Raw genomic sequence first — 26,332 nt, 5'->3', positions numbered from 1 at the left:
TTTTTCGTTGCTATGGCGTTTGCGGCGCGCGGCCCCATGTTCGGCGGACGCGGCCGTTCCACAGCGGAGATGGCCGCAGCCCCTTGGTGTAGTCACTGACTAAGAACAGGGTGACCTGGTCCTCGACCATGGCAAAAAGCGAGTTGTTCATGCCGATGAGGTTGCCGGTCGCCAATCTCGATATCTCCGGGATATCCCCGGGTACGTAGTTCCTGAGGCTATTTCGGCGCTCTTCCGGCGCGGGGTATATCTCGTCTTTCCAGGGCAGACCGGTCTTCCCGTGTTCCAGCACGCACAAGGTATGATCCAGCATGCGGAAGGCGATGAGTGCCAGGTCGGCACACCAGAAGGGAACCGACCATGACTGGCCGCCAAGCAAGGATTGATAGGAAATCAGGAAGGCCGCGTTGCCATCGGCCTCTCCTTCGGGGACCGGGCCGAAACGGTCGGTCGCAAAGTGTCCGAGGCGCACGTGTCCTTGCTCGTGAGCCACGACAAAGCTCAGCATGTTCTGGAAAACAGGCACAAACAGATGCCTGTTCCATTCCGGTGGGGACACGTAGGGAGCGTCCGCTTCAGGGGTTCCTTCGTAAATGTAGCGTCGCAGGGTGTTGAGGCACACGTCGATCGTGCCCGGCGGCAAGGTATGGGAGCGGGGCAGTTGCGCGATCGCCCGGTCATCCAACAGGGCCGTGGGATCGATCGGCGGTGCCACCCAGCACACCAGCGCGGCGAAGTCACGGAGATAACGCATCATGCCGTGGTCATAGAAAATGACGTAGTTGTCGCCATCCATGGTCGGGACGACGCGTGCGTTGATGTCGCCCTCCGGAAGGGTGGCGATATACGGCAACATATGCAGCGGCTGGCCGACATGACGCAACGCCTGTTCTTCCAGCACGGTCTGGATCCGGAACCAGCGCTGCCGGACCAGGCCGTCTTCCAGGTCGAATTGCGGCAATTCGGGCTCTTCTGCATCGGCCTCGGCAATTGTCTGTTTGGCTGCTTCAAGCTCTTCGTCGGAAAAGAGCGATTGCCAGCCCATGTAGTCGCGAAACTGCTCCGGTGTCAGGCCCGGCCGCGGCGTTTCCCGCAGATGCTCGAACGCGGCGGCCGCGCCGCCCTTGATCCCGAGCGCCCGCGATACTTCGCGATAGCTCGTGGACTGGCGATAGCGGATCGTTGCAAGGACATCATCCGGCCACTCCGTCACGCTGGGGTAGGGTTGCGGCTGTAGCGCGTCGGCAATCTGGCCCGGCAAGAGGCCATCATCACCGGTCGGGGCAGGGGCTTGATCATTTGTTTGGCCGAATACGCTTGCAATACGTTTCAGCGCGGCTTGAATATCGAATACCATCTTGCCCCCTTCGGAACAATTTACAGCCAAATGGACTGACGACTCGACAGCGCGGCCTTCATGGCCGCAGAACTTCTAAAATCATGTTTGCAAGGTAAAGCACGGTGCGCTGTTCAACGAGCGCTTGTTAAGACTCTACTACATCAAGCTGGCAAGTTACCAGTATTTCCTTTGCGTAAAGTATGGGCGGTTCTGCACACCGTTGGCGTGCTGCGGTTCCGATTGTTCTTGCAAGACCCGCCAGCGGGTGACGGGCTGAAGCTTGTCGCTTGCCGTTGGGTTAGGTATGCATGTCAGGTGAATTGTTCTGAACAGATAAATTGCCGGCAGGGTGCCAATGTTTCGATTTCTTGTTTTCGCCTTTGTGTTGGTGCTGAGCGCGCTTCCATCCCTTGCGGCGAAACGCACGGCGTTCATTGTCGGCAACGCGGACTACGCCAACGCGGGGCCGCTTGCCAATCCGGTCAACGATGCGCGCCTTGTGGCTGAAACGCTCCAAGGACTGGACTTCGAAGTCACGCTGGCGACCGATCTGACGCGGGCAGGGCTGGCATCCGAATTTTCGGCTTTCCTCGACCGGACCGAGGGCGCGGACGTAACGCTCTTTTACTACGCCGGCCACGGTATGCAGTTCGAGGGACAGAATTACCTGTTGGGGGTGGACGCCGCGTTGCGAAGTGCCTTCGACGTGCAGAGCGAGGCGCTGCCGCTCAACCGGATCGTGCAGATGCTTGAAGAAAGAGCGCGCGCCGCTCTGGTTTTCATCGACGCCTGCCGGGACAATCCGCTTGCCACCGAGTTCTATACCCAGAATTTCTCGCCGACGCGTGCGCTTGCGACGCGGGGCCTCGCACCGATGGCAGGGCGCTTTCAGGGATCGATGCTGATGTTCGCGGCCTCGCCCGGGCAGGTCGCCTATGACGGGGCTTCGGGGAACTCGCCGTTCACGGCGGCTCTGGCGAAGCACCTGCCGACCGAGAATGTCGAGATTCTGACGCTGATGAAGCGCGTTATCCGCGACGTGAAAGCCGATACCGAGGACAAGCAGGTACCGATTGTGACGAACGACCTGGCACTTGAGGTGTACCTGAACCTTGCCGCAGGAGGTGAGGGCGCGGCCATCGCCGCAGCGCAGGAGGAGGCGATCTTCGAGGCGGCGCTGGCGATCAACACCGAGCGGGCCTGGGACATCTACCTGAAGCGGTTCCCGGCAGGTTCGATGCGCGATCTGGCGCTGACCGCGCGCGAGGAACTGACGGCAGCAGCGCTGGCGGGCGCACCGGGAAGCGTCGTTGCTGAAAGTGGGCAGATCACGGTTGCGCGCGAGGCGGCGGCTTCGGCCGAGCAGTCGCTCGGGTTGTCGAAGGAAGACGCCCAGGCGGTGCAGGCGGCACTGAATGCGCGCGGCTACGACGCGGGTCCTGAGGATAGCGTGATCGGGACGCGGACGCGCCGGGCGATTGCGGATTTCCAGGCGGCGGCCGGGCTGCCGTCGACCGGCGTGGTGACTGCGGGAACGGCAGAGGCACTGAACATCGAACTGATTGCGGCTGAAACCAGTTCAGTCCCGATCGTATCCTCCAGCAATGCACGCCGTTATGACCCGAAAACGCTTGCCCTTCTCGAGACGGACCCGCGGCTTCTGAAAGCGGCAACAGCGCTTACAGGCAAGGAATTTGTGTATGGCTTTTTCGAAGACCGTCTGTTTATCGGTGTTCTGACATGGTGCTGTGCGAGGGTCGACGGAGCGAATGCGCTCGCCAAGCGCAGCGGCGGACATCTGGCGACGCTCACGACGCCTGAAGAAAACGACTTCGTTTTTCGTCTGGTCAAGGACGACAAGAGATTCTGGCGGGACCATGGCGACAATTCCTATGTCGGTCCGACCTTCGGTTTGCAGCAAACGGACGGCGCGCGCGAACCCGATGGCGGTTGGGGCTGGGTGACCGGCGAACCCGCCGACTGGATACCGTGGTTCCCGAGCCAGCCAAACAACAGTGGCGAGGGTCAGGCGGTGATGGCCGCGTTCTTCAATGAACCCCCGATCCCGTATAACCGTTGGGCAGACGCCCACGTGGTCCATACGGGCATCATCATTGAGATCGACTGAGAGTGATTGATTGCCTTTGGGACATGGGCTGATCGGTTCTTCACCCGCGCGGACCGGCAGACCTCAGAACGTTGAAAATGGATGATAAACGGTCCAACCGGCGAACGTTTTCCTACGGAGCGAAGCGGACGCCCAAGGTTGCTTCGAAGAGCTTCTTTTTGGGCGGATGACGATTGACGGGTCTGAAATGTCATCGCGGTTTGCCTGCCCCTCGGCGCCGCGCATTGTGCTACTCTTTCTTATAGGATCGTGTCGAACCGTTCAGGTCGATAAAGATCGTGCGGCGTCCGTAAGACGCGCGGTTCAGGTCCCGGAGTAATGGTTTCATGGAGCACCCCCTGGAAAGACGCCTGGCCGCGATCGTTGCCATGGACATGGTCGGCTTTTCCCGTCTGGTGGGGTTGGACGAAGAAGGAACGATTGCCCGGCAACAGCGACTGAACTATCGGAATCGAAGCCTGCGGACCAATCGGCGTGACTTCATGGCCAGAACGGTGCTCAGGACGGACAGCGATTTCTTTGCACAGGCCGCCGGAGAGTCCCGAAGCTCAAACCCGGTACGCAAATCGGGCGATGGAATGTTCCGAACAGGATCTGAAATCTTGCTGCTGCCGGCTGTGGTGTATCTATAGTCCGGAATTTTCAGTCAGCGCAAAATGGCAAGACCGCGCTGTGCTGCGAGATCCATTGCAGCCTCGGTCGCACTCCTACGCTCGCTTTCGTCTTCATACTGCGCCAGGATCTTCAGAGCAGTGGGTTCAAGAACCAGATCGCCTGTGTCTCTTGCACTGGCGAGGGCGGCTTTTGCCTCAGCTTCTGCTTCGGTGAAACGCCTGCTGGTTCGAAGCATTTCGGACTTGTTCAGCCGCAGCCAACCGTGGAACTGGCGCAGTTTGAGTTGTTTCGCCACGTCGATCTGGCGGTTCAGCAAATTGCCTGCTTCGTCGGTCCGCCCGGCGGCCAGAAGCAATGGAAAGGCATCGCAGGCGAACCAGGACCGGAAGATCGGCGCGTCAATTTCCTCAGCACGACGCAAGGCTTCCAGCAATAGCGACAGCGCTTCTTCCGGATTGCCCGCAAAGAGCTGCACCCTGCCAAGCAGGTGGAGCGAGAAAACCGTGTCGAGCGGTCTCCTGGTTTCTCCTGCAAGGTCGAACGCACGTTCGGCGTGCCTGCGGGCTGCCTCGATCTGGCCGTTGAGACCAAATGCATTGGAAAGATGTCCGTGGCACCAGACTGATCGTGTTCCGGTATGCCCGAACCTTTCGTGCCGGTGCTTCTCCCAGTAGGAAACAGTCGGGGCCAGGAGTGCGATCGTTCCCTGCCAGTCTCCCATGAGCGACAAGGCCTGACCCTCCGCCAGCTTCGCCTCGTACGCGGTCTGTTCCTCCGGCTGACATGCGGCGCTCGCGCGTCTGGCATGGACAATCGCGTCCTGCAGATACCCGTGGGTACTGTAGAGGTAGCTCTTGCTGATGTGGACTGCGATGCGGTAAGCGCGACTGTCAATCCGGTCGGCAAGAGCCTCTGCCTCGTCAAGTTCCTCCCGTGCGGTCTCATAAAGACCCAGCGGCACGAGCACCGGCCGCCGCCTGAGAGCGAGGTCAAGACGCTTCTCGCTTAAGCTCTGCTGTTCCTGACATTTATCGAGAGCTTCAATTGCGTGACCATAGGCCTCGGTCGCAAGAGCATAGGAAGACAGCATCGCAAAGCGGTCGCCGGCCTGGCGGTACCATTCAACCGCGGCCGGCCAAGCCTGCGCGCACCAGGCGTGGTGTGCAATGGCCGCCGGATCGATGTCATCACGCCCCTGAAGATGGATGCAGGCTCTTGAATGCAACGTCCTTGAATCTTCCCGGGGGATCGTGGCGTAGACCGCTTCGTGAAGCAGTGCGTGCCGAAAACGGTGTCGCGAGGAAGCGTCGATACCGCTGCGAACAAGCAGTTCCTCCTGCCGGAGCCTTGCCAGGGCGTCGTCAAGACGCATTTCCGCGAAACCCGTGAGTGCAGCTATGGCATTGTCGGGTGCTTCGAAGCCCAGGACCGCGGCGCATTGGAGCACACGGCGCTCGTCGGACGCCAGACGATGGACTGTGGCGTTCAGGACATCGCGGATCGTTGCGGGCACGACATTGAGTGTATCTTCGCTGCTGGCGGCAACGGCCCGCGCGGTTTCGACAAGCAGGAACGGGTTACCCGCCGCACGTTTCAGCACTTCGTCACGCGCGCTGGACGACAATCCCGCCATCCAGGGAGAAATCAGCTCCGCGGCGTCCGTGTCCGCAAGCGGTGCAAGACGTAACAGCCGGAACGAACTTCGTCCGATCCAGCTGACCTGAAATTCCGGACGAAACGTTGTGAGAACCGTCAAGGAACTTCCCGTAACCTCTCCGATCAGACGGTCCAGGAATTCTGCCGAATCCCGGTCAAGCCAATGCACGTCCTCTACGGCGAGTACGGTTTCGCCTTTTTCACATGCCGCGAGAATGACTTCGCTCGCAAGCTTGAAGACCCTCAGGCGTTGTTCCTCACGCACCAGATTGTCCCGCTCGGCTACGTTTGCAAGACCCAGCAGGACCAAAAGGACTTCCCGGTGAACGGCACGGATCCGCTGCGCGCCGATGGCCGCGTCGACCGAAGCGCGGCTTGGATCTTCGCCACCGGAGACCCATTTTGCGAGGAACCTTGCGATGGCGCCGAACGATCTTGAGGCTTCTCGGTCGTACCCCTCAATCACAAGGACATGGGTATCCTTGCAGGAACTCAGAAACCGCCGCAGGAGGGTCGATTTTCCGATGCCGGCCTCGCCCACAATTCCAACGACCTGCGCCTGCCCAAGGCGTGCCTGGAGGAAGGCGGATTGCAATTCGTCCAGTTCCGCCTTGCGTGCGATGAAGGACCGATGGATGGCGCGCGCATTCAGTCGGGCCACGGTTGCTGGCGAGAGAGCGCTTTGACCCGGTACAGCTTTCTGTAACAGGACATTCGCCTGCGACAGAAGCGGCGCCAGAACGGTGACGTCAAGACCGGCTGCACCGTCGGTGACCGTATCGACGATATCTCCGGAGACGACGGCTATTTTCAATGACGTGCCGTTACGGTCCCCCAACGCACTGGCTGTGTGCGCAGCTGCTTCCGCATGGCGTTCAACCAGGCCCGAAGCGCCGAATACGCACACGACAGCGGGGCCTGACTGTTCGAGGATCTGTGCCGAGCCATCCTGAAGGACCTCTTCGAGAACCGCGCTCACGCGTGCGAAATCTGCAGCAAAGTTCTCCGGATCCGGAACGATCTCCGACGGCGTGACCGCGAGCAGCGAGACGCTTCGTCGTTCGCGGAACCCGATATCGCTTTCCGGCGACGGAGACGGATCGGGCACAGGGGAATTTTCTGCAGCCCGGTTGGCTATCTTTTCGCGAAGCTGTTGTGTCGCCTGCTCCGGTTCGATGTTGAGCGCTGAGTTCAGTGCTTCCTTGAATTCTTCGAAAACCGCAAGCGCAGAAGCCCTCCGGTTCGTATGCGCCAGGGCCTCCATGCGTTGTCGAATTGCGTCTTCGTTGAAGGGGTCGACTTTCAGACCGAGTGAGGAAATTGCGTCAAGCCCACCCCAATCGTTTCCGGCGAGACAACGTCCTGCCGCGGTAGCACAGCCTTGCGAGATCCTCATGTTCAGCCCACGCCGTTCCTGATCGAGCCAGTCCTGAAACGCCGGGTCCACGCGGCCCACGTCTCCAAGAAGTTCACCTCGATAAGCCCTGGCGGCAGTGGTCGGATTCTTGTTCAGGTTTTCCAGAAGGACATCGATGTCGGTCCGAAACGAGTTCTCCATCAACGAAATGGTTTGCCGCGTTACGTCAAGTTCCGGTGCATCTGCGGACGCGAATACCTTCTGGATGTGATAGACCGTCTGCCGGAGCGACGCGCGTGCCTGAGCCTCGTCACGTTCTCCCCATAACCGGGCGGCGGCGACTTCCCGGCGCAAAGGTCCTTCCAAGGCAAGCAATCCGATCAGGAAACCCGCCTGGCGCGTCGGAAACGCCAGCATTCGGTCCTTGAAGTGTATCTCCAGCCGTCCCAATAGCCGGATATCAAGACAGTTGTCGCGATCCATCCAGCAGCCTCGCCCGTGAATCCGATTTGGCGAAAATTTAACGATTCGAGCGCGGCTAGGCCAGCATTTGTGACGGTAGCAAAACGGTGCCCGGTCAATCCTTCTCCCGTCAACGCTACAGGAGAAGCGACATGAAGGAAATTGCAAACACCCTGCCGCAGATGAGTGGTGATCTCTTTGTCACGGACGGTGGCATCGAGACAACGCTGATATTCGACTACGGTCTCGATTTGCCGTTGTTTGCCGCATTCCCGCTACTGGCTACGGAAGAAGGCAGGGAAGCGCTGCGCCGGTATTACCGCAGCCATGCATCCGTTGCCGCGGCACACGGAACCGGCTTCGTCTTTGAGAGCGCGACATGGCGTGCAAGCCCTGACTGGGCCAAAAAGCTGGATGTTGATCCAGAAGAATTGGCGACGCTCAACCGCCGTTCCGTTTCCCTGATGGCCGACTTGCAGGACGAGTTTCCAGGGCTGCGCAGCGTCCTGTCGGGATGCATCGGGCCGCGCGGAGACGGCTACGTTCCGGGCGAAATCATGAGTCCGGAGGAAGCGGAAGCCTATCACGCTGTCCAGATCGGTGCGTTTGCCCTGACGAGTGCTGATCTCGTAACGGCTATCACGATCAATAACACACCGGAAGCGATCGGGATCGTCCGGGCAGCGCAGGGTCATGGCATGCCTGTCGTGATCTCGTTCACGGTTGAAACCGACGGGCGCCTGCCGACCGGCCAATCCCTTGGTGCAGCCATCGAAGAAGTGGATGCACGAACCGACTACGGACCGGCCTATTTCATGCTGAACTGTGCCCATCCGGATCATTTCTTTGAGACGTTGCGTGCCGGCGGCGACTGGCGAAACCGGATCTGCGGAATACGCGCCAACGCTTCACGCCTCAGCCATGCGGAACTCGACGAGGCGGAAGAACTCGATGACGGCAACCCGGTCGAGACTGGACGTGACTACGCCGAACTCAAGACGTTCATGCCGCAGCTCGTTGTCCTTGGTGGATGCTGCGGAACGGACCACAGGCATATCGAGCAAGTTTGCCTTGCAGCCAAGGGCAGCGTGGCGTCCGAAGCCCGCCTCATGCGAAGCGAACCGGCCTGACAAATCGGAGAATGAAAATGAAACGTTCAAGTTGTTCTCTTGCAGGCCCGCCGGTGCTGGTGATCGCGTTTGTCTCCGGATCTGCCTTCGCGTTTGAAGTCGAGAGGCACGCTCCTGGCGGCTGCAGAAGCGCGAAAAGCGTTTCCGAAGGCGTATCCGTGGAGGAAACATCGTCCGACAGGTCTGGGCAAAATCCATATTTTTCAATCGACAAGCGTCATCGGCCCGCTTGGTGGCGTTCTGCCGGCCGGGGCCTGTGAGGCGACTGAACAACCCGGGATCTCGTGTTGTTTCGTGAAGGAGTATCGCAATGTCTGGTCAGGCACTGAAAACAATTCTGATTGCCACCACCGCGCTTGCGGCGTTCGCTACAGCCGAAGCCGGTGAACTGCCAACACCGCTGAAAGACACAGATTATCTTTACGATGGGGCGCCTGATCCGGCGCTGGTCGAACTGGGCCGGATGCTCTTTTTCGACCCGATCCTGTCGGGCAACCGCAACATTTCCTGCGGAACCTGCCACGATCCGAGCCGGGGGACAGGCGACGATCTTGCCCTGTCGATCGGCGAGGGCGGCGAAGGGTTTGGGGCCGATCGCAGAACAGGCCAAGCTGGCGTCACAGGCCGCGTGCCACGAAATGCTCAACCGCTCTACAATATCGGTGCACGGTCCTACAGATCCTTTTTTCACGATGGCCGCCTGGAACCCGATCCAGATGGTGTTTTCAAAAGCGGCTTCTGGAGCCCGGGGCGCGAGCATCTGCCTGAGGGCCTCGAAAGCCTGCTTGCAGCCCAGGCCATGTTCCCGGTCCTGTCACCCGTCGAAATGGCGGGGCAAAAGGGTGAAAACAGCGTTGCCACCGCGGTCGCGGAAGATCGTCTTTCCGATGCGTGGGACCTTCTTGCACGGAGGCTTTCCGAAATAGGCGCGTACCGTGACCTGTTCCGAGCTGCCTTTGGACCCGGTGACATCTCCTTTGTTCAAGCGGCCAACGCACTTGCAGCGTTTCAGGGCGTTGCCTTCAGATCGAACGGCAGCCCGTTTGAACGGACACTTCGCGACGGCGACTTTGCCCGGCTCAGCGGCGATGTCTGGTCTGGCATCGATCTATTCTACGGCCGTGCGGGATGCGATGACTGTCATGCGGGCCCGCTTCTGACCGACCACAGCTTTCACGCGATTGCGGTACCGCAAACAGGTCCCGGCAAGGGCCATGGCAGCGACACGAGCTACTGGCGCATGAGCGGTTTCATGGACCGGCTCGAGGATGAAGGACGCTTTCGCGTCACCTTTGAAAAAGAGGATCTTTTCGCTTTCAGGACACCGTCCTTGTTGAATGTCGCGCTGACCGGTCCATGGGGACATTCCGGGGCCTACGACACGCTTGAGAGTGTCGTCCGGCATCACCTCCAGCCGGAATCCTCTCTTCACGAATATGACGGTACAGATCTGCCGAAGCTCGATCATGTGATCGAGCCGACCGGCCAGGGATCGAGGTTGATATTCAGGCCGATAAACCCCGCCCGCCGGAGTGCATTCGATCGCCGGGACACCTGGATCCAGTCGAACGACCGTCTCAGAAACCGTATCGCCGATGCCAGCGATCTTGAAGCTGTCGATCTCAGCGACAGGGAAGTGGCGCAACTGGTCGCCTTTCTTCAAAGCCTCACCGATCCGGCGATGCGGGAAAGAAGCGATCTGGTTCCGCTGAAAGTGCCGTCCGGCCTGTCACCGCAGCCTCCGCCACGCAGGGCGCCCTAAACGGGACCCGTCAAATACCGTTCCGGTGACCCCGGCGGAGAAACTGAAATTTGTCCGATCCGCGCGATGCGGACAATCAGGCTCGTGACCGAAAGACAGGTCCGGGCATCTGAACCCCGAAGCAGAAAGGAAATCACATGAAACGCCAACTTCTTGCAATGACCCTTGCGCTCTCGACAGCGATGCCTGCGGCGGCGGACGATGCCGTTCAGATGATCTCGCAAAGTGCCGGCTACGACATGGACGAAAGCATGTCCCTGGCCTTCATTTTCCACATTGACGAACAACTGGCCGAACAGGACGTTTTCTTTGAAAAGGTGTCGGGTTCGGGCGAGGTGTTTCGCCCGACCGGTGCAACGCGGAACATGGATGCTCCGCTCTACGCCCCGGCCGTTGCTGTTCCCCACACACCCCTTCAGATCGAGAACACCGGTCCCTGGCCGCGCGGCAAGGCGCTCGGCATTACTCTGGGCCAATGGTTCTCTGCCAAGGGCACCGGACACTACAGCTGTGCGGACGGCAAAGGAATCGTGAACCTTCACTTTGAGAACCTTGTTCCGAACGGGCTTTACACGGTCTGGCACGATTTTGCGATCTGGCCGCCGACGGAGCCCTTTCTCGGCTTCTACGACACGCCGCTCGGGTCCAGGGATGGAACCGAAAATGTCTTCACCGCCGATGAGAACGGAGATGCGAAAGTCTTTCGTGTCATCACGCCCTGCCTTCAGTTGACGGGTGAACAGCTGATCTCGGAACTGGCCATCGCCTGGCACAGCGATGGTGAATCACATGGGCCAATGACCGGCGAGTTTTCCACCCAGACCCACGTGCACATGTATGTTCCGCTGCCCAAGCGAACGGGGCTTTGACCATTGCGGACTGGTTCCATGCGAACAAACGGACCATTGTGAACAGAGCAGCGGCCGCTCCAGCAGCGGCCGCGACACCCTGAGGAGGGTTTGATGAATTTCGAGATACGCCACGCCGAGCCTGCCGACGCACCTAGTCTGCATGCGATCCTGACAAGCTCCCACGTCGTTCTCGGATCGATGCGATTGCCCTATATGCGCCTCAAGAACACGGAAGACCGCCTGGCTGCGGATCCGAACCTGGTGCAGATCGTCGCCGACCGGAACGGCGCTGTTGTCGGCTTTGCGGAACTCGTTTTGCACCAAAACATACCGCGCGCCGCGCATTCCGCCGAACTCAACATGGTCGTTACGCAAGATGAGCATCAGGGCAACGGCATTGCCCGTACCCTGATTGAGGAAGTCATCCGGCTGTGTGACGGCTTTTACCGGATCAGGCGTCTCAGTCTGGTCGTTTGGGCGGACAACGCAAGGGCCATCGAACTCTACCGGTCACTCGGGTTCGAACAGGAAGGACACATGCGAGACTACGTACGCACCGAAAGCGGCTATTGTGACGCTCTCCAGATGGCTCGGATCACGGCAAACTGAAGCGCGTACGCCCTGTTCGGTGTTTGTGGCTTTCTGTGATCGACAGCCAACACCAACGGGGAACAATGGCGACGTGGCCACAGCACGATTTTCCCTGAAACAGAAACTGGTTCCGCCGGCGAGACCGAGTCTCACCGGCGGCGACACAGAATAATCCGGCCGGCGCCGGCCGAAGTTATGGTCTGGAAAACGAGCTTCGCTCACAAAGGCGCATTTCAGCTTCGACCAGTTTCTTGATCTTGTCTTGAAGCCCGGCGACGCCCCTGAACGGGTTCATGTTGACCTTTCCGGCCAGGACACTGAAGGACTGCTCCTTCATGAGGCGGTTGAAACTGGCCTGATAGGAACAGTTCGGCGGTTCGAGGCCGTTGGGTGCTGTCGTCATCGTCTGAACATCGACCTGCCGTTCGGGTGAAGCTGTGTTGACACTCAAAGGTGACGGCAGCTTCATTCCGCGCAGATCCCTCATCGGCGTATAGAAAATTCCTTCGAAGGCTGAATTCATTGGGAGCGCGACCCCGCATTTCAGCTCTATGTCAGAGTACCGTATCTGGATGCCGGATTGCCTTACCTGCTTTAGCAGCTGACCGCCGGTTGACTGAAGGACAACCAAAACCGCATCCGGATAGTCGAGGTTATGGTACAGCTGAATCCACTCGGTCTTGGAGTTGTGCTTTTTGGCAAATACTTTCCAGGACATGAAAATTGTCTCCATCTTCATAGTGTTTGTTTTTGACGCTTGAAGATTGCAGTGACAGCGTTTTTTGCCCGTCAAAGGTGGCCGCCGTAGCGACCCTGAAACGTTAAAAATGCGCCAAATCGGCAATTCCAGAGGCTGAATACGCGTGTGCTGAAGGCTCATTTCGGTCCGCGTTCAGACAGGTTCATCACCGTCTGAACTGGAAGCGCCAAGTGATGGCTGTCTGCTTCGCCCATTTTTGCTGGAAGACACCGAAAGTGCAGAAAGACCGGTGGGCCGCGCGTTGACGCCGGCCCCGAAAACCCGACCTGTCCGAGAATTTAGCGGCGTGGCAAATTCCTGTTAGGCTGGCCGAAACAGGGTGGCAATTGATGGATGCAAACAAAGTGCAGGCTGAGTATTGGGCTTCTCCTGCAGGCCTGAAATGGATTGAACACGAACATGCTCTGGATACCGCGATGGCCGGGATGCTGGACAAGATGCTCGATGCCGCCGGCATTGCATCAACGGACCGTATCCTCGATATAGGCTGTGGAACCGGCGCAAGCACACTCGAAGCCGCCCGACGCGCGCCGGGCGGACACGTCCTTGGCGTCGATATCTCCGGTCCGCTTCTGAAACGCGCGGCCGACCGGGTGAAAACGGAAGGCGTTGCCAACGCATCTTTTCTGTTGGCAGATGCTCAAACCCATGACTTTTCAGCCCGGCCTTTCAACCTTCTTGTCTCGCGATTGGGCATGAGTTTCTTTTCCGACACGGTCGCAGCGCTGAAGAACCTTTCCAATGCCTTGACCGACAACGGCAAAATGATCTTCGTCAGCTGGGCTTCCGTGGCAAAGAACCCCTGGTTCGCGATCCCGGAACAAGCGGCCGAGAAAAGGCTGGGGGCGCTGGCAAAGGCAGACCCCGATAAGCCGGGTCCGACAGCCTTTCAGGACCGCGAGCGTGTCGCCAATCTGTTGGCCAGCGCTGGTGTGTCCAATATTGAAGCGCACGAGTTGGACGTCGCGCTCACGCCTCCGGGCGGGATTGCCGGTGCTGCGCGGGCCGCAAGCAAGGTGGGTCCTGCCGCGCGCATCATGAAGGCCCATAACGGCTCGGAAGCCGACGCAGCAGCAATCGAAAGCGCGGTCGTTGCCGCCTTTGAAACATTCAGGAAAGGTGACGCTGCCGTGGTGCCTGCCGTCGTGAATCTGTTTTCCTGTTCCCGATGATTGGCGAACCGGGAGGTTCCGAAGACCCTAGATACCGACTACTGCCAAAGTACGGATAGTCGTTCATACCGTGACGGGCGGCCGATTACCGCCCAGGTGAGGCTTGGCCGTGAACGGCCCGGAGCGGACACTGTCCGATACACCGCGAAGATCCGGATCGTGTCAGAGAGGGGGTTACCGCGAATTGCGCGCCGCCTGGCAGCGCAAAAGGAAGACACCCGCCAACGTCAAGTCAATCCGTTCAAATAACCTGACGCAGACCCGCTTCCGGACATGGAGAAAAAAACGCCATTCTCGCGCCCGGCACTGTTTGACGTCTGCCGGACCCTGTTCCTCAGAGCCTCCGCAGTAATGGAGACCCCAACCTCAAGATTTGAATGGTGCTCACCAAGGCTCGGATCGATCAGACCATGCTGGTACCGGTCGACAAGCGATTCAGGGAGATCGACCAGCCAGAAGTTTTCATCGGAATGGAAGGACAGAAGGATCTCATACGGATCGATGCCGTGCTCCTTGATCATCGCCTCAATCAGAACCACGCGGTCATCAGATGACAGGCCCAGTTCCTCGCGAATGGCCCGGGGGGCTGGTGTGTACCTGTAGGCGGGTGGCGCCCTGCGCGGCAGTCGAAAGAACAAGGGTGGCTTTTCAAGCAGGCTGGCGCAGAGAGCCCCAATCTTATCAATGAAGACTTTTCCGACGCCGAAATCGTCGCCATGAAAGGCAATCATGTGCTCAACCGTTTTGTAGGCAATCTGTTCGTGCCCGGCGAATTCGGCGGAATTCGCATCACCGATCCAAACGTCGTTCTGGTAGTCGACATCCAAAAGCTTGAATTCACATCCGGTGACACCGATGCTGAAATTCCACTGGTGCTCAAAAAGCCGATTTGTGTCTCCCGGATTGCGCGTCAGGATCTTGATCCCGATGACACCAAATGGCGCTTCGCGGGAGATCATCTTTTGAACTGCGCCGTCCTGGATATCAAAGACCGTGGAGGTGTTCCACAAGTCGATGAGATGAGACTGGAACTCTGCGCCTATGGCATCGATCAGTCTTTCAACGCGGCCCTTGCTTGGTGACACATCAGTCTCCGGTCTCTTCTTGGTCACTCAATCCTTCAAACCAATATATGGCATCCGCGCGTTGTCGGTAACTGCCTGCCTTTCAAAAAAACGTTCTTGAAGAAGTTCTATTAGGCCGACACATCAAACCATCATTGCCTGTGCCGCAAACGTCCATCACCCGCCCGTTCCATGCATGCGCGGCCTTGAATAACAGAGCCCGCCCGATCGTTGCCGATGGGTGGGTCTTCTGCATCCGGGGCCGGAAGCCGCGCTGTGGCCGGTGGTTGGCGGACCTTGCCGGTTCTGCCTCGATCGGCAGAAGGGGGCAAATCCTGTCCGGCCATCTATTCACGGACCGCCGAAACGGCCAGTGCAGGCATGGGCACCTGGTAGGCGCCTTCCACGAGGTATTCTTCCAGCTGGCTGTCCCATGCGTCGTAGATCTGCTTCAGCACATCGTTTTCTTGCTTGTCGAGGATCACGGCAGCTCTTCCAGCGAATTTCCTGAAATGACCGACGAATTCTCCGGCGGGAGCGGTAAACATCAGTGGCAGGCGCACGCATGCCACGCTGCGAAAGCCGGCCTTTTCGAGGGCCGCACGCATTGCGTCCTCGGTGGACAGCGCAAACGGGGCCGGCGCGGGCGGTACGACGCTCATGTCTGCGAACTGCTGCATGGCGCTGAACACTATCCGGAACAGCTGTGATGCCGGCGGGCCGATCCAATGGCTGAGGGCGACGCGGCCACCTGGTTTCAGAACCCGGGCGACGTCCTTGAGCATGGCCTCGGTGTTGCCGATATGCATGATGCCGAAGGAACAGATTACGCCATCGTAGTGCCCGGTCTCTCTCGGTATGGTCTCGGCGTCGCCCACTTCGAACGGGGTCGAGGGAAAGGCTGCCTTTGCCCTGTCGATCATCGCAGGAGAGATATCGAGGCCGTCCGCAACAGCACCGAGTGCGCTGGCAGCACCGGCCACGCGTCCGGTTCCGCAGCAAAGGTCGAGAATGTGTTTGCCGGGGGCCGTTTCGGCCAACGCCAGAAGCGTCGGAATAGCCCCGGTTGTCACCTGTCCCGTGAAGTTGTCGTAGGTGGCTGCGCGCGCGTCCCAGGCTTCCTTTTCCGCGAATCTGAATGCTTCGTAGGTCATGGTTTTCCTCTCAAAGTTTCGTAGGTATTTCAAAGTTGCCGTATGGTGAAGGCGCACGGCAGGGCCGGGCTGGCCACAAACGGACCAATTCGGCCAGTGGGTTTGACAAGGGAGGCAAACAACATGCAGCCGAGAGATTTCACGATTGATCCGCTCCGGATCGACGTTCTGGCGGCAGAGAGCTGCAGGGGGGCCATTCTTTACGGACTCTACGACCTGCTTGCTTCGGTCGGTTCGGCGTGGTCCACGATCACCGAAGGCACAGCCACACCGCCCTTGACCCGCGTCAGGATCGTTGCGCGCACGGGAGATCCGTTCCGCTGCATAAGCGGCGTGCCGGTAATGCCCGACGCGACACTTGAAAACGCGGACGATGCGGAGATCGTTTGCCTTCCGAATTTCCGGATCGGCGCCTTGACCCCGCCAAGCGAGGTTCTCGGACCGGAAATCGACTGGGTGATGGACCGGTATTGTGCCGGGGCGCGCCTGGCAACCGCCTGTTCCGGCTCCGCACTGCTGGCAGATGCCGGTCTTCTTGACGGCGAAGCGGCGACGGCGCACTGGTCCATGCGGGAGATCTTCCGACAGCGGTATCCGCAGGTGGCCTTTTGTCCGGACCGCACGCTCGCTTTCGCGGGCGAAGGGGACTCGATCGTGATGTCGGGCGGGATGGCGTCCTGGCAGGATCTCGCGCTTTATCTGATCGCGCGGTACATAGGTCCCGAGCACGCATCGAAATCCGCCCGATTTTATTGCGTGGATCCCAAGCCCGATGGCCAGAGACACTATGCAGCTCCGTCGAGGAAACTTCAGAGCGAAGATGCGGTCATTCAGGAGTGCCAGGCCTGGCTAGCCAACACCTACAGTGAAAGCGATCTGGTCGGCCGCATGATAGCCCGCACCGGTCTCCCGAGGCGAACCTTCGACCGGCGTTTCCGCGCGGCGACCGGCTACAGCCCGAGGGACTATGTTCAGTCTTTGAGGGTAGAGGAAGCCAAGCAGTTCCTCGAAATGGACGGTAAGAGTGTCGACTCGATTTCAGAGGCAGTCGGATATTCCGACCCGCGCGCATTCCGCCGGCTTTTCAGAAAGATGACCGGCCTCAGTCCCGCCGAGTACCGTCGCCGCTTTTCAGGCAAAGGTTTTCTGTCAGCCCGCTGAGCCATCGGTCCGCGCCGCCGTTCCGCTCTGCCGGTCCGCGTTGCCTGCATCCGTCTTCCGCTTTTCAGAAGCAAAAACCCGCCCGATCGTTGCCGATGGGCGGGTCTTCTTCATCTGGGCGCCGGAAGCCGCGCTGTGGCCGGTGGTTGGCCGGCCTTGGCGGTCTTCCGACTGAACCGTCAGCTGCAGCCGCTGGTCGCGCCGCAGGTGTCGCATTTCAGGCAGGTGCCGTTGCGGACCATGGTGAAGTTGCCGCATTCGCCGCAGCTTTCACCCTCATAGCCTTTCATACGGGCCTGGGCGATCTGCTGGGCCGCCGTGGCAACCTGCGGGGCAGGGGCCGTGGTGCCCACTTCGACGGCCGCCGCGGCTTCCGTGCCGCGGGCGAAGGCCGTTGCGACTGCCGACACCTGGGCCGCCGGCGTATTCGCCGTCTGGACCGAGATCGCCTCCGTGGATTCACCGGCCGGTTCTCCGGCGCTGGAAACAAGGCGGAACCGCTCGGTCTGGCCGCGCACGAGGCCATGGGAGACGATCTGTCCGCCCTGGCCGCGGTCCTCACCGGACGACGTGCCTTCACCCGTGCTGCCGAAGACTTCCGGCGGAACGTGAGCAAGGTCGTGACGGCCGAGATAGGACACGGCAAGCTCGCGGAACACGTAGTCGAGGATCGACGTTGCGTTCTTGATGGCGTCGTTGCCCTGGACCATGCCGGCCGGCTCGAACTTGGTGAAGGTGAACGCGTCGACATATTCCTCGAGCGGCACACCATATTGCAGGCCTAGCGAGACGGAGATGGCGAAGTTGTTGATGAAGGCGCGCAGCGCGGAGCCTTCCTTGTTCATGTCCAGGAAGATCTCGCCGAGACGGCCGTCGTGGTATTCGCCGGTCCGCAGGAAGACGGTGTGTCCGCCGATCTTGGCTTTCTGGGTGTACCCCTTGCGCCGTGCCGGCAGTTTTTCCTGTTCGCGGACAACCCGCTCGACGATGCGTTCGACGATCCGTTCCGCCACGACTTCGGCCTTGGCGGCCTGCGGCTTGGCGGCGATGTCCTCGATGGCCTCGTCCTGCTCTTCGTCATCGTCGGCCAGAAGCTGCGCGTTCAGCGGCTGTGACAGCTTGGAGCCGTCGCGATAGAGCGCGTTCGCTTTCAGGGCGAGCTTCCAGGAGAGCATGTAGGCTTCCTTGCAGTCCTCAACCGTTGCATCGTTCGGCATGTTGATCGTCTTGGAGATCGCGCCGGAGATGAAGGGCTGGGCTGCCGCCATCATGCGGATGTGGCTTTCCACCGACAGGAAGCGCTTGCCGATGCGGCCGCACGGGTTGGCGCAGTCGAAGACCGGGTAGTGCTCTTCCTTCAGGAAGGGAGCGCCTTCCAGGGTCATGGCGCCGCAGACATGCGTGTTCGCCGCCTCGATATCGGCCTTGGAGTAGCCCAGGAAGGTGAGGAGATCGAACTCGGTGTCTTCCAGCTGTTCGTCGGAGACGCCGAGCGATTTCAGCTGGTCGTCGCCAAGGGTCCAGCGGTTGAACACGAATTTGATGTCGAAGGCCGACTTCATGCCGTCCTTGAGCTTGCCCAGGCTTTCCTCGGTGAAGCCCTTCGCGGAGAGGCTGGCCGGGTTGATGCCGGGCGCCTGGTCGATCGAACCGTGACCGACCGCATAGGCCTCGATCTCGCCGATCTCGCTTTCCGAATAACCGAGCACACGCAAGGCTTCGGGAACCGCACGGTTGATGATCTTGAAGTAGCCGCCGCCGGCCAGCTTCTTGAACTTGACCAGGGCAAAGTCGGGTTCGATGCCGGTGGTGTCGCAGTCCATGACGAGGCCGATGGTCCCGGTCGGCGCGATCACGGTGGACTGCGCGTTCCGGTAGCCGTTCTTTTCTCCGAGCTCCAGGGCGCGGTCCCAGGCCTTTCTGGCGCGTTCGATGATCTCCTTGTCCGGGCAGCTTGCATGGTCTAGCGCGACCGGAGGCGTGTTCAGGCCCTCATAGCCGGTCGTCTCGCCATGGGCAGCGCGGCGGTGATTGCGGATCACCTTCAGCATGTGCTTGGCGTTTTTCTTGTAGCCCGGGAAGGAGCCCAGTTCGCCGGCCATCTCGGCAGACGTTGCATAGGCGACACCGGTCATGACCGCTGTCAGCGCGCCGCAAAGCGCGCGGCCTTCATCGGAATCGTAGGAAATGCCGGATGTCATCAGGAGGCCGCCGATATTGGCGTAGCCGAGCCCGAGCGTACGGAACTTGTAGGAGAGTTCCGCGATTTCCTTGGACGGGAACTGTGCCATCAGCACCGAGATCTCGAGAACGATCGTCCACAGGCGGACGGCGTGCTCGTAGTTGTCGATGGCAAAGGACCGGTCTTCATTGCGGAACTGCATCAGGTTCAGGGACGCCAGGTTACAGGCCGTGTCGTCCAGGAACATGTATTCCGAGCACGGGTTGGAGGCCCGAATTTCGCCGTCCGCAAGGCAGGTGTGCCAGTCGTTGATCGTGGTGTGGTACTGCAGGCCCGGATCGGCGGATGCCCACGCGGCATAACCTATCTGTTCCCAGAGCTCCTTCGCCTTGATCGTTTTCAGCGTTTCGCCGGTGCGGCGGGCCGTCAGGTCCCATTCGCCATCATCGACGACAGCACCCAGGAAGCCATCTGTCACGCGGACGGAGTTGTTGGAGTTCTGTCCGGCAACGGTCAGGTAGGCCTCGGAGTCCCAGTCGGTGTTGTAGGTCGGGAACTCGATCTTGGTGAACCCCTGACGGGCGAACTGGATGACGCGCTGGATGTAGTTCTCCGGCACCATCATCTTCTTCGCGGCGCGAATCTCGCGCTTCAGGGCCGGGTTCTTGGCCGGGTCGAAACAGTCGCCGTTATCCGCCTCGCAGTTGACGCAGGCGCGCATGATCGCGGACAGGTGCTTCTGGCAGATCCTGGAGCCTGTGACGAGCGCCGCCACCTTCTGTTCTTCCTTGACCTTCCAGTTGACATATTCCTCGATGTCGGGGTGATCGACATCGACCACGACCATCTTGGCCGCGCGGCGTGTCGTGCCGCCGGACTTGATCGCGCCCGCCGCGCGGTCGCCGATCTTCAGGAAGCTCATCAGGCCGGACGACTTGCCGCCGCCGGAAAGCCGCTCGCCTTCGGAGCGCACGAACGAGAAGTTCGAGCCGGTGCCGGAGCCGTATTTGAACAGGCGCGCTTCGCGCACCCACAGGTCCATGATGCCGCCATCATTCACCAGATCGTCCTGAACGGACTGGATGAAGCAGGCATGCGGCTGGGGATGTTCGTAGGCCGTCTTGGATTTCGTCAGCTTGCCGGACTGGTAGTCCACGTAGAAATGGCCCTGGCTCGGGCCATCGATGCCGTAGGCCCAATGCAGGCCGGTGTTGAACCATTGCGGGGAGTTCGGCGCAACCTTCTGCGTTGCCAGCATGTAGCGCAGTTCGTCGTAGAACGCCTGTGCGTCGGACTCCTGGTCGAAGTATCCGCCTTTCCAGCCCCAATAGGTCCAGGTGCCGGCCAGGCGGTCGAATACCTGTCTGCCGTCGATCTCCGACCCGTAGCGGGCGTCTTCGGCAAGGTCACCCATGGCGTCTTCGTCGGCTTCGTGGCGCCACAGCCAGGAGGGCACCGTGTTTTCCTCGACCGGCTTCAGTTTTGCCGGGACGCCGGCCTTGCGGAAATATTTCTGGGCCAGGATGTCCGACGCGACCTGCGAAAACTGCGCCGGGACCTGAATGTCCTCCAGGCGGAACACAATGGAGCCGTCCGGGTTCCGGATTTCGCTCGTTGCCGTCCGAAATTCAATGTCGGCGTAAGGCGATTGGCCTTCCTTGGTATAGCGCCGCTCGATCCGCATTCTAAAAGTCCCCTTATGTCCCCAGCCGGTTCGCCCCGAACCGGTCCATTCCGCATCTCATCCGCCGCGACGAATTCGTCTGCCTTCTCGCCGGATGCCACCTCAATGCCTACAGGCAATTCCTGTATGTAGCGTTAACTGTGTCAGGGTCTACTATATATAGTAGTCATCAACAGGTTTGTCACGATGTGCCCCCTGAATTCAGCACGCAAAAATCCGTCTTCCGCACTCGTTTGTGAACGCGGAAAAGGTACGCGGCTACTTTAGGGTTGCTGGATGACCGAAGGGCCCGGACAGGGCTCCCGATTACGCACATCGCAATAATGAAAAACTAATGTAAATGAATTCTTAAGGTCAAGGCGTGAGTGACAACAGCTTGTGTCGTCCTTGTGGGCAAACGCAAAATATTGTGTGGCTGTGTGGATTGTGGGGAGCAAGGCGAGGTCAGCGGGAACGCAGGGAAATTTGTGCTTGCAAACGCGCTGATACCGCATCGAAAGCGCGTTCGAACTTCGTTGTGGATGACGATGATCCCGCTTTTATGAAAATTTGACGAAAATGGCAGGCGGTGGCTTCAGGCGGGTTTAAGCCGGCTTTGGTTTAGTGCCGGGATGGCAAGGAGAGGACCCCGCATTTCATGAAGCATCACGCAGCCTACGGACTTGCGATGGAAGACATCGATGCTGTCGTTGTCGAAGACAGCAAGCCGATGCAGACGATTCTCCGATCGATTCTTCTGAGCTTCAAGGTGTCGCGGGTCCGGGTGTTTGATTCGGTCGACGACGCCCTTGAGGCGAGCCTCGCCGAACCGCCGAATGTGATTCTGACCGACTGGCGCATGGAGCCGACCTCCGGCTACCAGTTCCTGCGCCTGGTCCGGCACCGTCATATGGAACCGCTCTGCTATGTGCCGATTCTCTTCATTACGGCGCACGGTACGCGTCCGCTCGTCGACAAGGCGTTGCGCGCGGGTGCACATCATGTCCTGGTGAAGCCGGTGTCGCCATCGACGCTTTTCAAGCGCCTTCAGTGGCTGATGGCGGACGAGCGGCCGATGATCCTGGAACACTCCGGTTTCTACAACATCTACGGCATTCAAAAGACGCTGGATGAACAGGCGGAAAAACTGCAGTCCCTGGCAGGCGCGCGCCTTCACCACAAGATCGCGATCCAGAAACGGGCCGAGGTGGAAGAAGTGGTCGAAGAGGAATTCGACAGGGCGCCGAAGGTGGAACCGGACAAGAAGGAAGAGATTTTCGCCGGCGTCAAAAAGGGCGGAACGACTGCAAAGCACTCTGCCGCGGCACGGCATATCCGAAACGCCGAATACGTGAAGTCCAAGGATCTCAAGCTCCATTAGCATTTCTACCCGCGTTTTTCCGGTCCGGGGCGGCACAGGCGACCGCAGAACAGATGCAGGTTCGATTTCTGCCGCGATGCGGCAGTGCGGCACTGGACATGAGCCGTCGATAAGGCCATATTCCGCGAAATTGCTGCCGCTCCGATGGAGAGGCCGGACCAAGGACCCGTATCCCAAAAGGACCTCTCAAGGGCCATGAAGACGCTTCTGCTTGAAATCTTCACCTGGTGGAACAGCCAGACCATGGGCACGCGCTTTTTTACCTGGCGCAAGGGCGAGTTTGTCGGCGAGGATGAAGCCGGCAACAAGTACTACAAGGAGCGCGGCGGCAAGAAACGCTGGGTGATCTACAACGGCCTTGCCGAGGCGTCGTCGATCCCGCCGGGCTGGCATGGCTGGATGCATCACCGTGTCGATACCCCGCCCAGCGACGAGACCTATCATCCCAAGCACTGGCAGCAGACGCACAAGGCCAATCCCACCGGGACGCCAGAAGCCTACAGGCCGCACGGGTCCATTCTGACACCAGAAAAGCGCCCGGAAGTGACCGGCGATTACGAGGCCTGGACCCCCGGCGGCTGAAGCAACGGGACAATCGGTTTTTCAAGGCCCCGCTTTCGCGGGGCTTTTTGTATCTGCTATCGGCCGTCCTGGCCGGAAGCGGCCCTGGGTTTCGTTTCCTGTGCCCCGAAGAGGGTGCTCGCGGACGAGATCAGCCTGTTGAGAATCAGGATCACCAGCGATGTGCTGTAGCCGAGCACGAAAGGCATGATCAAAAGCAGGGACTGGTTGGTAAAGGCGAGTTCGGATTGTGTCGGCACAGTCGCCCGGTTCTGGGCGGCCGTACTCAAGCTTTTTGCAAAGCTGATGAACTCGTGGAAGCCGAAGGGCAGGGTGAAGAACAAGGCGAACAGCGCGCCCAGGACGATGCGTTGAACGATGAAATTGGAATCGGAGATATCAAACGTGATGTCGGTGCTGACGGAGATCGCGTTGAAGCCGATAAACGCCGCGGCTCCGATCGCACCGAGCGACATCAGCCAGACCAGGAAGAAAAAGACCATGAAGGCGCCGTTGATGCCGGGGTCGAACAGCGTCAATTCGGCCATCACCACGGACATGATCATCGACCCGATCGAGACCGCCACGAGCCAGACGGCGATCCTTGGCAGGAAGTTCGGCATCTGGGACGCCAGGAACTTCTTTCTGTCGGTGTCTGTCAACTGCGCGAACAAAACTTGCGTCTTCTTCTCGATCGCCTTCCACTCATCGGCCGTCGGACTGCGGCCTTTTTCGCTTTGGCCGCCATCCTTGAGCGTGTTCAGAATGCCGAGCGAGAAGTCTTCGGGAAGCGATTTGGCTTCCCGGATGAGAAATGAATGCAGGTTCCGAAGAGTTTGCAGGTCCTTGTTGAATTTCGCATCGGCGATCGTGTTTTCCGGGTCCGTGGTCCGGCCGGCTGTCGTCATGTAGTCCGTAACGGTTTTCGTCGCCTTCTTCAGGTCGCTGACGAAATCTGACTGCGCCGTGGTCTTCTGCGCGGCAGGCGCCTGAGGGTTCGGGCTGGCAGTCTCCGCGACGTGTTGGTCCCGGCCTGCCAGTGCGCGCCGTTCTTCCTTTGCCCCGGTCGCAGCAGCGGGCTTGCTCAGGCCGTTGTTGTTGCCGGTTTGTTTGGGGTCCCCCGCCATAGCATTTCCCTGAACTTGGTTTACCAAGGGGAAACTTAGCAAAGTTGCCGCGAAACACCTACAACCGCGTGTGCTCGCTCTGGTTGCTGTGCCTGGGTTGCACTGACGATGTTCGCAAAGGCGTCAGGTTGCCCGGCACGCGTCCAGGACCGACAACACCTCTTGCCCGCCGGCATGTGTGGGCAGGGCGTAAAAGTCCGTTTCCAGTTTCAGGGCTTCGGACAGGCGCTCGTTGTAGTCCGCCTGCGACACTTCGAGCGTGCCGAACTTGCTGAGGTGATCCGTCACGAACTGGGTATCCAGAAGGGCGTAGCCCCCCACGATCAGGCGCGCAACGAGATGCGCCAGGCAGACTTTCGACGCATCGGTTCTGAAGGTGAACATGCTCTCGCCGAAGAAGGCCCCGTTCAGGCTGACGCCGTAAAGTCCGCCGACCAGGTCTCCGTCCTGCCACGCTTCGACCGTGTGGCAGTATCCCATGTCGAAGAGTTCACCATAGAGGCGGCGGATTTCGCGGTTGATCCAGGTTTTCTGGCGTCCGGGCATGGGTTCCGCGCAGCCGTCGATCACGCGCTGAAAGTCGGTGCTTACCCTGATCTCGAAAACGTCGTTCCGGATGGTGCGCCTGAGGCGGCGGGGGAGGTGGAAAGCATCGAACGGCAAGATGCCGCGCTTTTCCGGTTCCAGCCAGAACAATCCCGGATCGTCCGCCGATTCTGCCATGGGAAACAATCCGCAGGCATAGGCCTTCAGCAGCACCTGCGGTGTTATTTCCATGACAATATCGTCTTTATAACCAGCCATGCACGGTCTCGCTTTCCAGGTGCGAAGCCGTTTGCTTCGCCGTTGCCCGGTCAGTTCGACTTGTCAGCCAGGTATTTTTCCAGCCAGTGAATGTCGTACTGACCGTTCGCGATCGCCTGATTGTCCACCAAATCACGGAACAGCGGAATAGTCGACTTGATTTCGTCAACGACAAATTCGTCGAGACACCGGCGCAGGCGCATCATGCATTCCACGCGGTTCCGCCCGTGTACGATGAGCTTGCCGATCAGGCTGTCGTAATAGGGCGGGATCTTGTAGCCCTGATAAACTCCGGAATCGACCCGGACGCCCAGTCCACCCGGCGGGTGGTAGTAGGTAATCGTCCCCGGAGACGGGGCGAAGGTGACAGGGTCTTCAGCATTGATCCGGCATTCGATCGCGTGGCCCTCGAATCTGATGTCGTCCTGGGTCATGTCCAGATCGCCGCCCGCGGCAATACGGATCTGCTCGTTCACAAGGTCGATGCCGGTGATCATCTCGGTGACCGGGTGCTCCACCTGCAGGCGGGTGTTCATTTCGATGAAATAGAACTCGCCGTTCTCATAGAGAAACTCGACCGTCCCGACACCGCGGTATTTCAGCTTGCGCATGGCGCTTGCCACGATTTCGCCGATGCGTTCGCGCTGTTCGGCGTTCAGGCTGGGCGAGGGGGCCTCTTCCAGGACCTTCTGGTGCCGGCGCTGAAGCGAGCAGTCGCGTTCACCAAGATGGACCGCGTTGCCCTTGCCGTCCCCCAGAACCTGGATTTCGATGTGCCTCGGTTTTCCGAGATATTTTTCCATGTAGAGGGCGTCGTCACCGAAGGCAGCCTTGGCCTCGGACCGGGCTGTTGAAAGGGCGGTGTCCAGATCGGCTTCCGTCTGGGCCACCTTCATCCCGCGTCCGCCGCCGCCGGCGGCGGCCTTGACCAGAACCGGGTAGCCGATGTCCCGGGCAATCGCGTGGGCATCGTCGCCTGCGGCAACTTCGCCGTCCGAACCGGGCACAACCGGGATGCCGAGATCCTTGGCCGTCTGTTTCGCCTGGATCTTGTCACCCATGATGCGGATATGTTCGGCGGTCGGGCCGATGAACTCGATGTTGTGGGCTTCGAGTATCTCCGCAAATCGGGCGTTTTCAGACAAAAACCCGTAGCCCGGATGAACGGCATCCGCGCCGGTGATCTCGCACGCGGCGAGCAATTGCGGAATGTTCAGGTAGCTGTCGCGTGCTGCGGGCGGACCGATACACACGCTCTCGTCCGCAAGGCGGACATGCATGGCGTCAGCGTCGGCGGTTGAATGAACCGCGACCGTTGAAATGCCAAGCTCTTTGCAGGCGCGAAGGATACGCAGCGCGATTTCGCCCCGGTTGGCGATGAGAATTTTGGAGAACATGACCCTGGCGGCTCC

Annotated in this window: 19 protein-coding genes; 10 read left to right on the top strand and 9 right to left on the bottom strand. The window is 59.8% G+C overall.

Features of this window, described 5'->3' with window-relative positions:
* Positions 1-10: 10 nt before the first annotated feature.
* Positions 11-1,357 carry a hypothetical protein gene (locus ACO07N_RS23020; protein WP_421983249.1) on the bottom strand — a complete coding sequence of 449 codons (1,347 nt, stop codon included), beginning with the start codon at positions 1,355-1,357 and terminating at the stop codon, positions 11-13.
* A 337-nt stretch (positions 1,358-1,694) separates the two neighbouring features.
* Between ACO07N_RS23020 and ACO07N_RS23015 the strand changes: the two genes are divergently transcribed.
* Together ACO07N_RS23015 and ACO07N_RS23010 are read left to right on the top strand one after the other, a co-directional pair.
* Positions 1,695-3,467: a caspase family protein gene (locus tag ACO07N_RS23015; RefSeq protein ID WP_421983248.1), complete on the top strand. Its 1,773-nt coding sequence runs from the start codon at positions 1,695-1,697 to the stop codon at positions 3,465-3,467.
* A gap of 326 nt (positions 3,468-3,793) precedes the next feature.
* Positions 3,794-4,099, top strand: a complete 306-nt coding sequence (locus ACO07N_RS23010) for a hypothetical protein (RefSeq protein ID WP_421983247.1) — start codon at positions 3,794-3,796, stop codon at positions 4,097-4,099.
* 14 nt (positions 4,100-4,113) lie between these two features.
* On the opposite strand, the gene ACO07N_RS23005 is transcribed toward ACO07N_RS23010, so the two are convergent.
* Positions 4,114-7,578, bottom strand: a complete 3,465-nt coding sequence (locus ACO07N_RS23005) for an AAA family ATPase (RefSeq protein WP_421983246.1) — start codon at positions 7,576-7,578, stop codon at positions 4,114-4,116.
* A gap of 131 nt (positions 7,579-7,709) precedes the next feature.
* Between ACO07N_RS23005 and ACO07N_RS23000 the strand changes: the two genes are divergently transcribed.
* The 4 genes from ACO07N_RS23000 (at position 7,710) to ACO07N_RS22985 (ending at position 11,909) form a co-directional block, all read left to right on the top strand.
* Positions 7,710-8,687 carry a homocysteine S-methyltransferase family protein gene (locus ACO07N_RS23000; protein ID WP_421983245.1) on the top strand — a complete coding sequence of 326 codons (978 nt, stop codon included), beginning with the start codon at positions 7,710-7,712 and terminating at the stop codon, positions 8,685-8,687.
* A gap of 310 nt (positions 8,688-8,997) precedes the next feature.
* Positions 8,998-10,449 carry a cytochrome-c peroxidase gene (locus ACO07N_RS22995; RefSeq protein WP_421983244.1) on the top strand — a complete coding sequence of 484 codons (1,452 nt, stop codon included), beginning with the start codon at positions 8,998-9,000 and terminating at the stop codon, positions 10,447-10,449.
* A 137-nt stretch (positions 10,450-10,586) separates the two neighbouring features.
* The gene (locus ACO07N_RS22990; protein WP_421983243.1) at positions 10,587-11,318 is read left to right on the top strand and encodes a hypothetical protein; all 732 of its coding nucleotides are present in this window, start codon (positions 10,587-10,589) and stop codon (positions 11,316-11,318) included.
* Between the two features lie 93 nt (positions 11,319-11,411).
* On the top strand, positions 11,412-11,909 hold the full coding sequence (locus ACO07N_RS22985) for a GNAT family N-acetyltransferase (protein ID WP_421983242.1): 498 nt from the start codon (positions 11,412-11,414) through the stop codon (positions 11,907-11,909).
* 175 nt (positions 11,910-12,084) lie between these two features.
* On the opposite strand, the gene ACO07N_RS22980 is transcribed toward ACO07N_RS22985, so the two are convergent.
* The gene (locus ACO07N_RS22980; RefSeq protein WP_421983241.1) at positions 12,085-12,771 is read right to left on the bottom strand and encodes a hypothetical protein; all 687 of its coding nucleotides are present in this window, start codon (positions 12,769-12,771) and stop codon (positions 12,085-12,087) included.
* 209 nt (positions 12,772-12,980) lie between these two features.
* Between ACO07N_RS22980 and ACO07N_RS22975 the strand changes: the two genes are divergently transcribed.
* Positions 12,981-13,823 carry a class I SAM-dependent methyltransferase gene (locus tag ACO07N_RS22975; RefSeq protein ID WP_421983240.1) on the top strand — a complete coding sequence of 281 codons (843 nt, stop codon included), beginning with the start codon at positions 12,981-12,983 and terminating at the stop codon, positions 13,821-13,823.
* Between the two features lie 227 nt (positions 13,824-14,050).
* Here the strand turns inward: ACO07N_RS22975 and ACO07N_RS22970 are convergent, their stop codons facing one another.
* Both ACO07N_RS22970 and ACO07N_RS22965 read right to left on the bottom strand, forming a co-directional pair.
* On the bottom strand, positions 14,051-14,908 hold the full coding sequence (locus tag ACO07N_RS22970) for a hypothetical protein (protein WP_421983239.1): 858 nt from the start codon (positions 14,906-14,908) through the stop codon (positions 14,051-14,053).
* A gap of 326 nt (positions 14,909-15,234) precedes the next feature.
* Positions 15,235-16,041 (bottom strand): class I SAM-dependent methyltransferase, encoded by an 807-nt coding sequence (locus tag ACO07N_RS22965; protein ID WP_421983238.1) that lies wholly within the window; start codon positions 16,039-16,041, stop codon positions 15,235-15,237.
* 123 nt (positions 16,042-16,164) lie between these two features.
* Here ACO07N_RS22965 and ACO07N_RS22960 point away from each other — a divergent pair, with 123 nt between their 5' ends.
* Complete coding sequence (locus ACO07N_RS22960) at positions 16,165-17,202, top strand: GlxA family transcriptional regulator (RefSeq protein WP_421983237.1); 1,038 nt, start codon at positions 16,165-16,167, stop codon at positions 17,200-17,202.
* Positions 17,203-17,381: 179 nt separating this feature from the next.
* On the opposite strand, the gene ACO07N_RS22955 is transcribed toward ACO07N_RS22960, so the two are convergent.
* Positions 17,382-21,068, bottom strand: a complete 3,687-nt coding sequence (locus ACO07N_RS22955; protein WP_421983236.1) for a vitamin B12-dependent ribonucleotide reductase — start codon at positions 21,066-21,068, stop codon at positions 17,382-17,384.
* 637 nt (positions 21,069-21,705) lie between these two features.
* On the opposite strand from ACO07N_RS22955, the gene ACO07N_RS22950 reads away from it, so the two are divergent.
* Positions 21,706-22,428, top strand: a complete 723-nt coding sequence (locus tag ACO07N_RS22950; RefSeq protein ID WP_421983235.1) for a response regulator — start codon at positions 21,706-21,708, stop codon at positions 22,426-22,428.
* 195 nt (positions 22,429-22,623) lie between these two features.
* Positions 22,624-23,010 carry an NADH:ubiquinone oxidoreductase subunit NDUFA12 gene (locus ACO07N_RS22945; protein WP_421983234.1) on the top strand — a complete coding sequence of 129 codons (387 nt, stop codon included), beginning with the start codon at positions 22,624-22,626 and terminating at the stop codon, positions 23,008-23,010.
* 56 nt (positions 23,011-23,066) lie between these two features.
* On the opposite strand, the gene ACO07N_RS22940 is transcribed toward ACO07N_RS22945, so the two are convergent.
* The 3 genes from ACO07N_RS22940 to accC form a co-directional block, all read right to left on the bottom strand.
* Entirely contained in the window at positions 23,067-24,116 is a 1,050-nt protein-coding gene (locus tag ACO07N_RS22940; protein WP_421983233.1) for a hypothetical protein, read from the bottom strand.
* Positions 24,117-24,239: 123 nt separating this feature from the next.
* Positions 24,240-24,920, bottom strand: coding sequence for a leucyl/phenylalanyl-tRNA--protein transferase (gene aat, locus ACO07N_RS22935; RefSeq protein WP_421983232.1), 681 nt, complete (start codon positions 24,918-24,920; stop codon positions 24,240-24,242).
* A gap of 50 nt (positions 24,921-24,970) precedes the next feature.
* Entirely contained in the window at positions 24,971-26,317 is a 1,347-nt protein-coding gene (gene accC / locus ACO07N_RS22930) for an acetyl-CoA carboxylase biotin carboxylase subunit (protein WP_421983231.1), read from the bottom strand.
* Positions 26,318-26,332 lie beyond the last annotated feature (15 nt).

Origin of the sequence: Roseibium sp. (assembly GCF_965229775.1) — a bacterium.
GTDB lineage: Bacteria > Pseudomonadota > Alphaproteobacteria > Rhizobiales > Stappiaceae > Roseibium.
The sequence above is the reverse complement of the archived record's forward strand: the minus strand, read 5'-3'. Positions and strand labels throughout refer to the sequence as shown.

Excerpts from the sequence above, each read along its gene's own strand:
- ACO07N_RS23020 (WP_421983249.1), bottom strand. The coding sequence starts at position 1,357 with ATGGTATTCGATATTCAAGCCGCGCTGAAACGTATTGCAAGCGTATTC.
- ACO07N_RS23015 (WP_421983248.1), top strand. The coding sequence starts at position 1,695 with ATGTTTCGATTTCTTGTTTTCGCCTTTGTGTTGGTGCTGAGCGCGCTT.
- ACO07N_RS23010 (WP_421983247.1), top strand. The coding sequence starts at position 3,794 with ATGGAGCACCCCCTGGAAAGACGCCTGGCCGCGATCGTTGCCATGGAC.
- ACO07N_RS23005 (WP_421983246.1), bottom strand. The coding sequence starts at position 7,578 with ATGGATCGCGACAACTGTCTTGATATCCGGCTATTGGGACGGCTGGAG.
- ACO07N_RS23000 (WP_421983245.1), top strand. The coding sequence starts at position 7,710 with ATGAAGGAAATTGCAAACACCCTGCCGCAGATGAGTGGTGATCTCTTT.
- ACO07N_RS22995 (WP_421983244.1), top strand. The coding sequence starts at position 8,998 with ATGTCTGGTCAGGCACTGAAAACAATTCTGATTGCCACCACCGCGCTT.
- ACO07N_RS22990 (WP_421983243.1), top strand. The coding sequence starts at position 10,587 with ATGAAACGCCAACTTCTTGCAATGACCCTTGCGCTCTCGACAGCGATG.
- ACO07N_RS22985 (WP_421983242.1), top strand. The coding sequence starts at position 11,412 with ATGAATTTCGAGATACGCCACGCCGAGCCTGCCGACGCACCTAGTCTG.
- ACO07N_RS22980 (WP_421983241.1), bottom strand. The coding sequence starts at position 12,771 with ATGAGCCTTCAGCACACGCGTATTCAGCCTCTGGAATTGCCGATTTGG.
- ACO07N_RS22975 (WP_421983240.1), top strand. The coding sequence starts at position 12,981 with ATGGATGCAAACAAAGTGCAGGCTGAGTATTGGGCTTCTCCTGCAGGC.
- ACO07N_RS22965 (WP_421983238.1), bottom strand. The coding sequence starts at position 16,041 with ATGACCTACGAAGCATTCAGATTCGCGGAAAAGGAAGCCTGGGACGCG.
- ACO07N_RS22960 (WP_421983237.1), top strand. The coding sequence starts at position 16,165 with ATGCAGCCGAGAGATTTCACGATTGATCCGCTCCGGATCGACGTTCTG.
- ACO07N_RS22955 (WP_421983236.1), bottom strand. The coding sequence starts at position 21,068 with ATGCGGATCGAGCGGCGCTATACCAAGGAAGGCCAATCGCCTTACGCC.
- ACO07N_RS22950 (WP_421983235.1), top strand. The coding sequence starts at position 21,706 with ATGAAGCATCACGCAGCCTACGGACTTGCGATGGAAGACATCGATGCT.
- ACO07N_RS22945 (WP_421983234.1), top strand. The coding sequence starts at position 22,624 with ATGAAGACGCTTCTGCTTGAAATCTTCACCTGGTGGAACAGCCAGACC.
- ACO07N_RS22940 (WP_421983233.1), bottom strand. The coding sequence starts at position 24,116 with ATGGCGGGGGACCCCAAACAAACCGGCAACAACAACGGCCTGAGCAAG.
- aat (WP_421983232.1), bottom strand. The coding sequence starts at position 24,920 with ATGGCTGGTTATAAAGACGATATTGTCATGGAAATAACACCGCAGGTG.
- accC (WP_421983231.1), bottom strand. The coding sequence starts at position 26,317 with ATGTTCTCCAAAATTCTCATCGCCAACCGGGGCGAAATCGCGCTGCGT.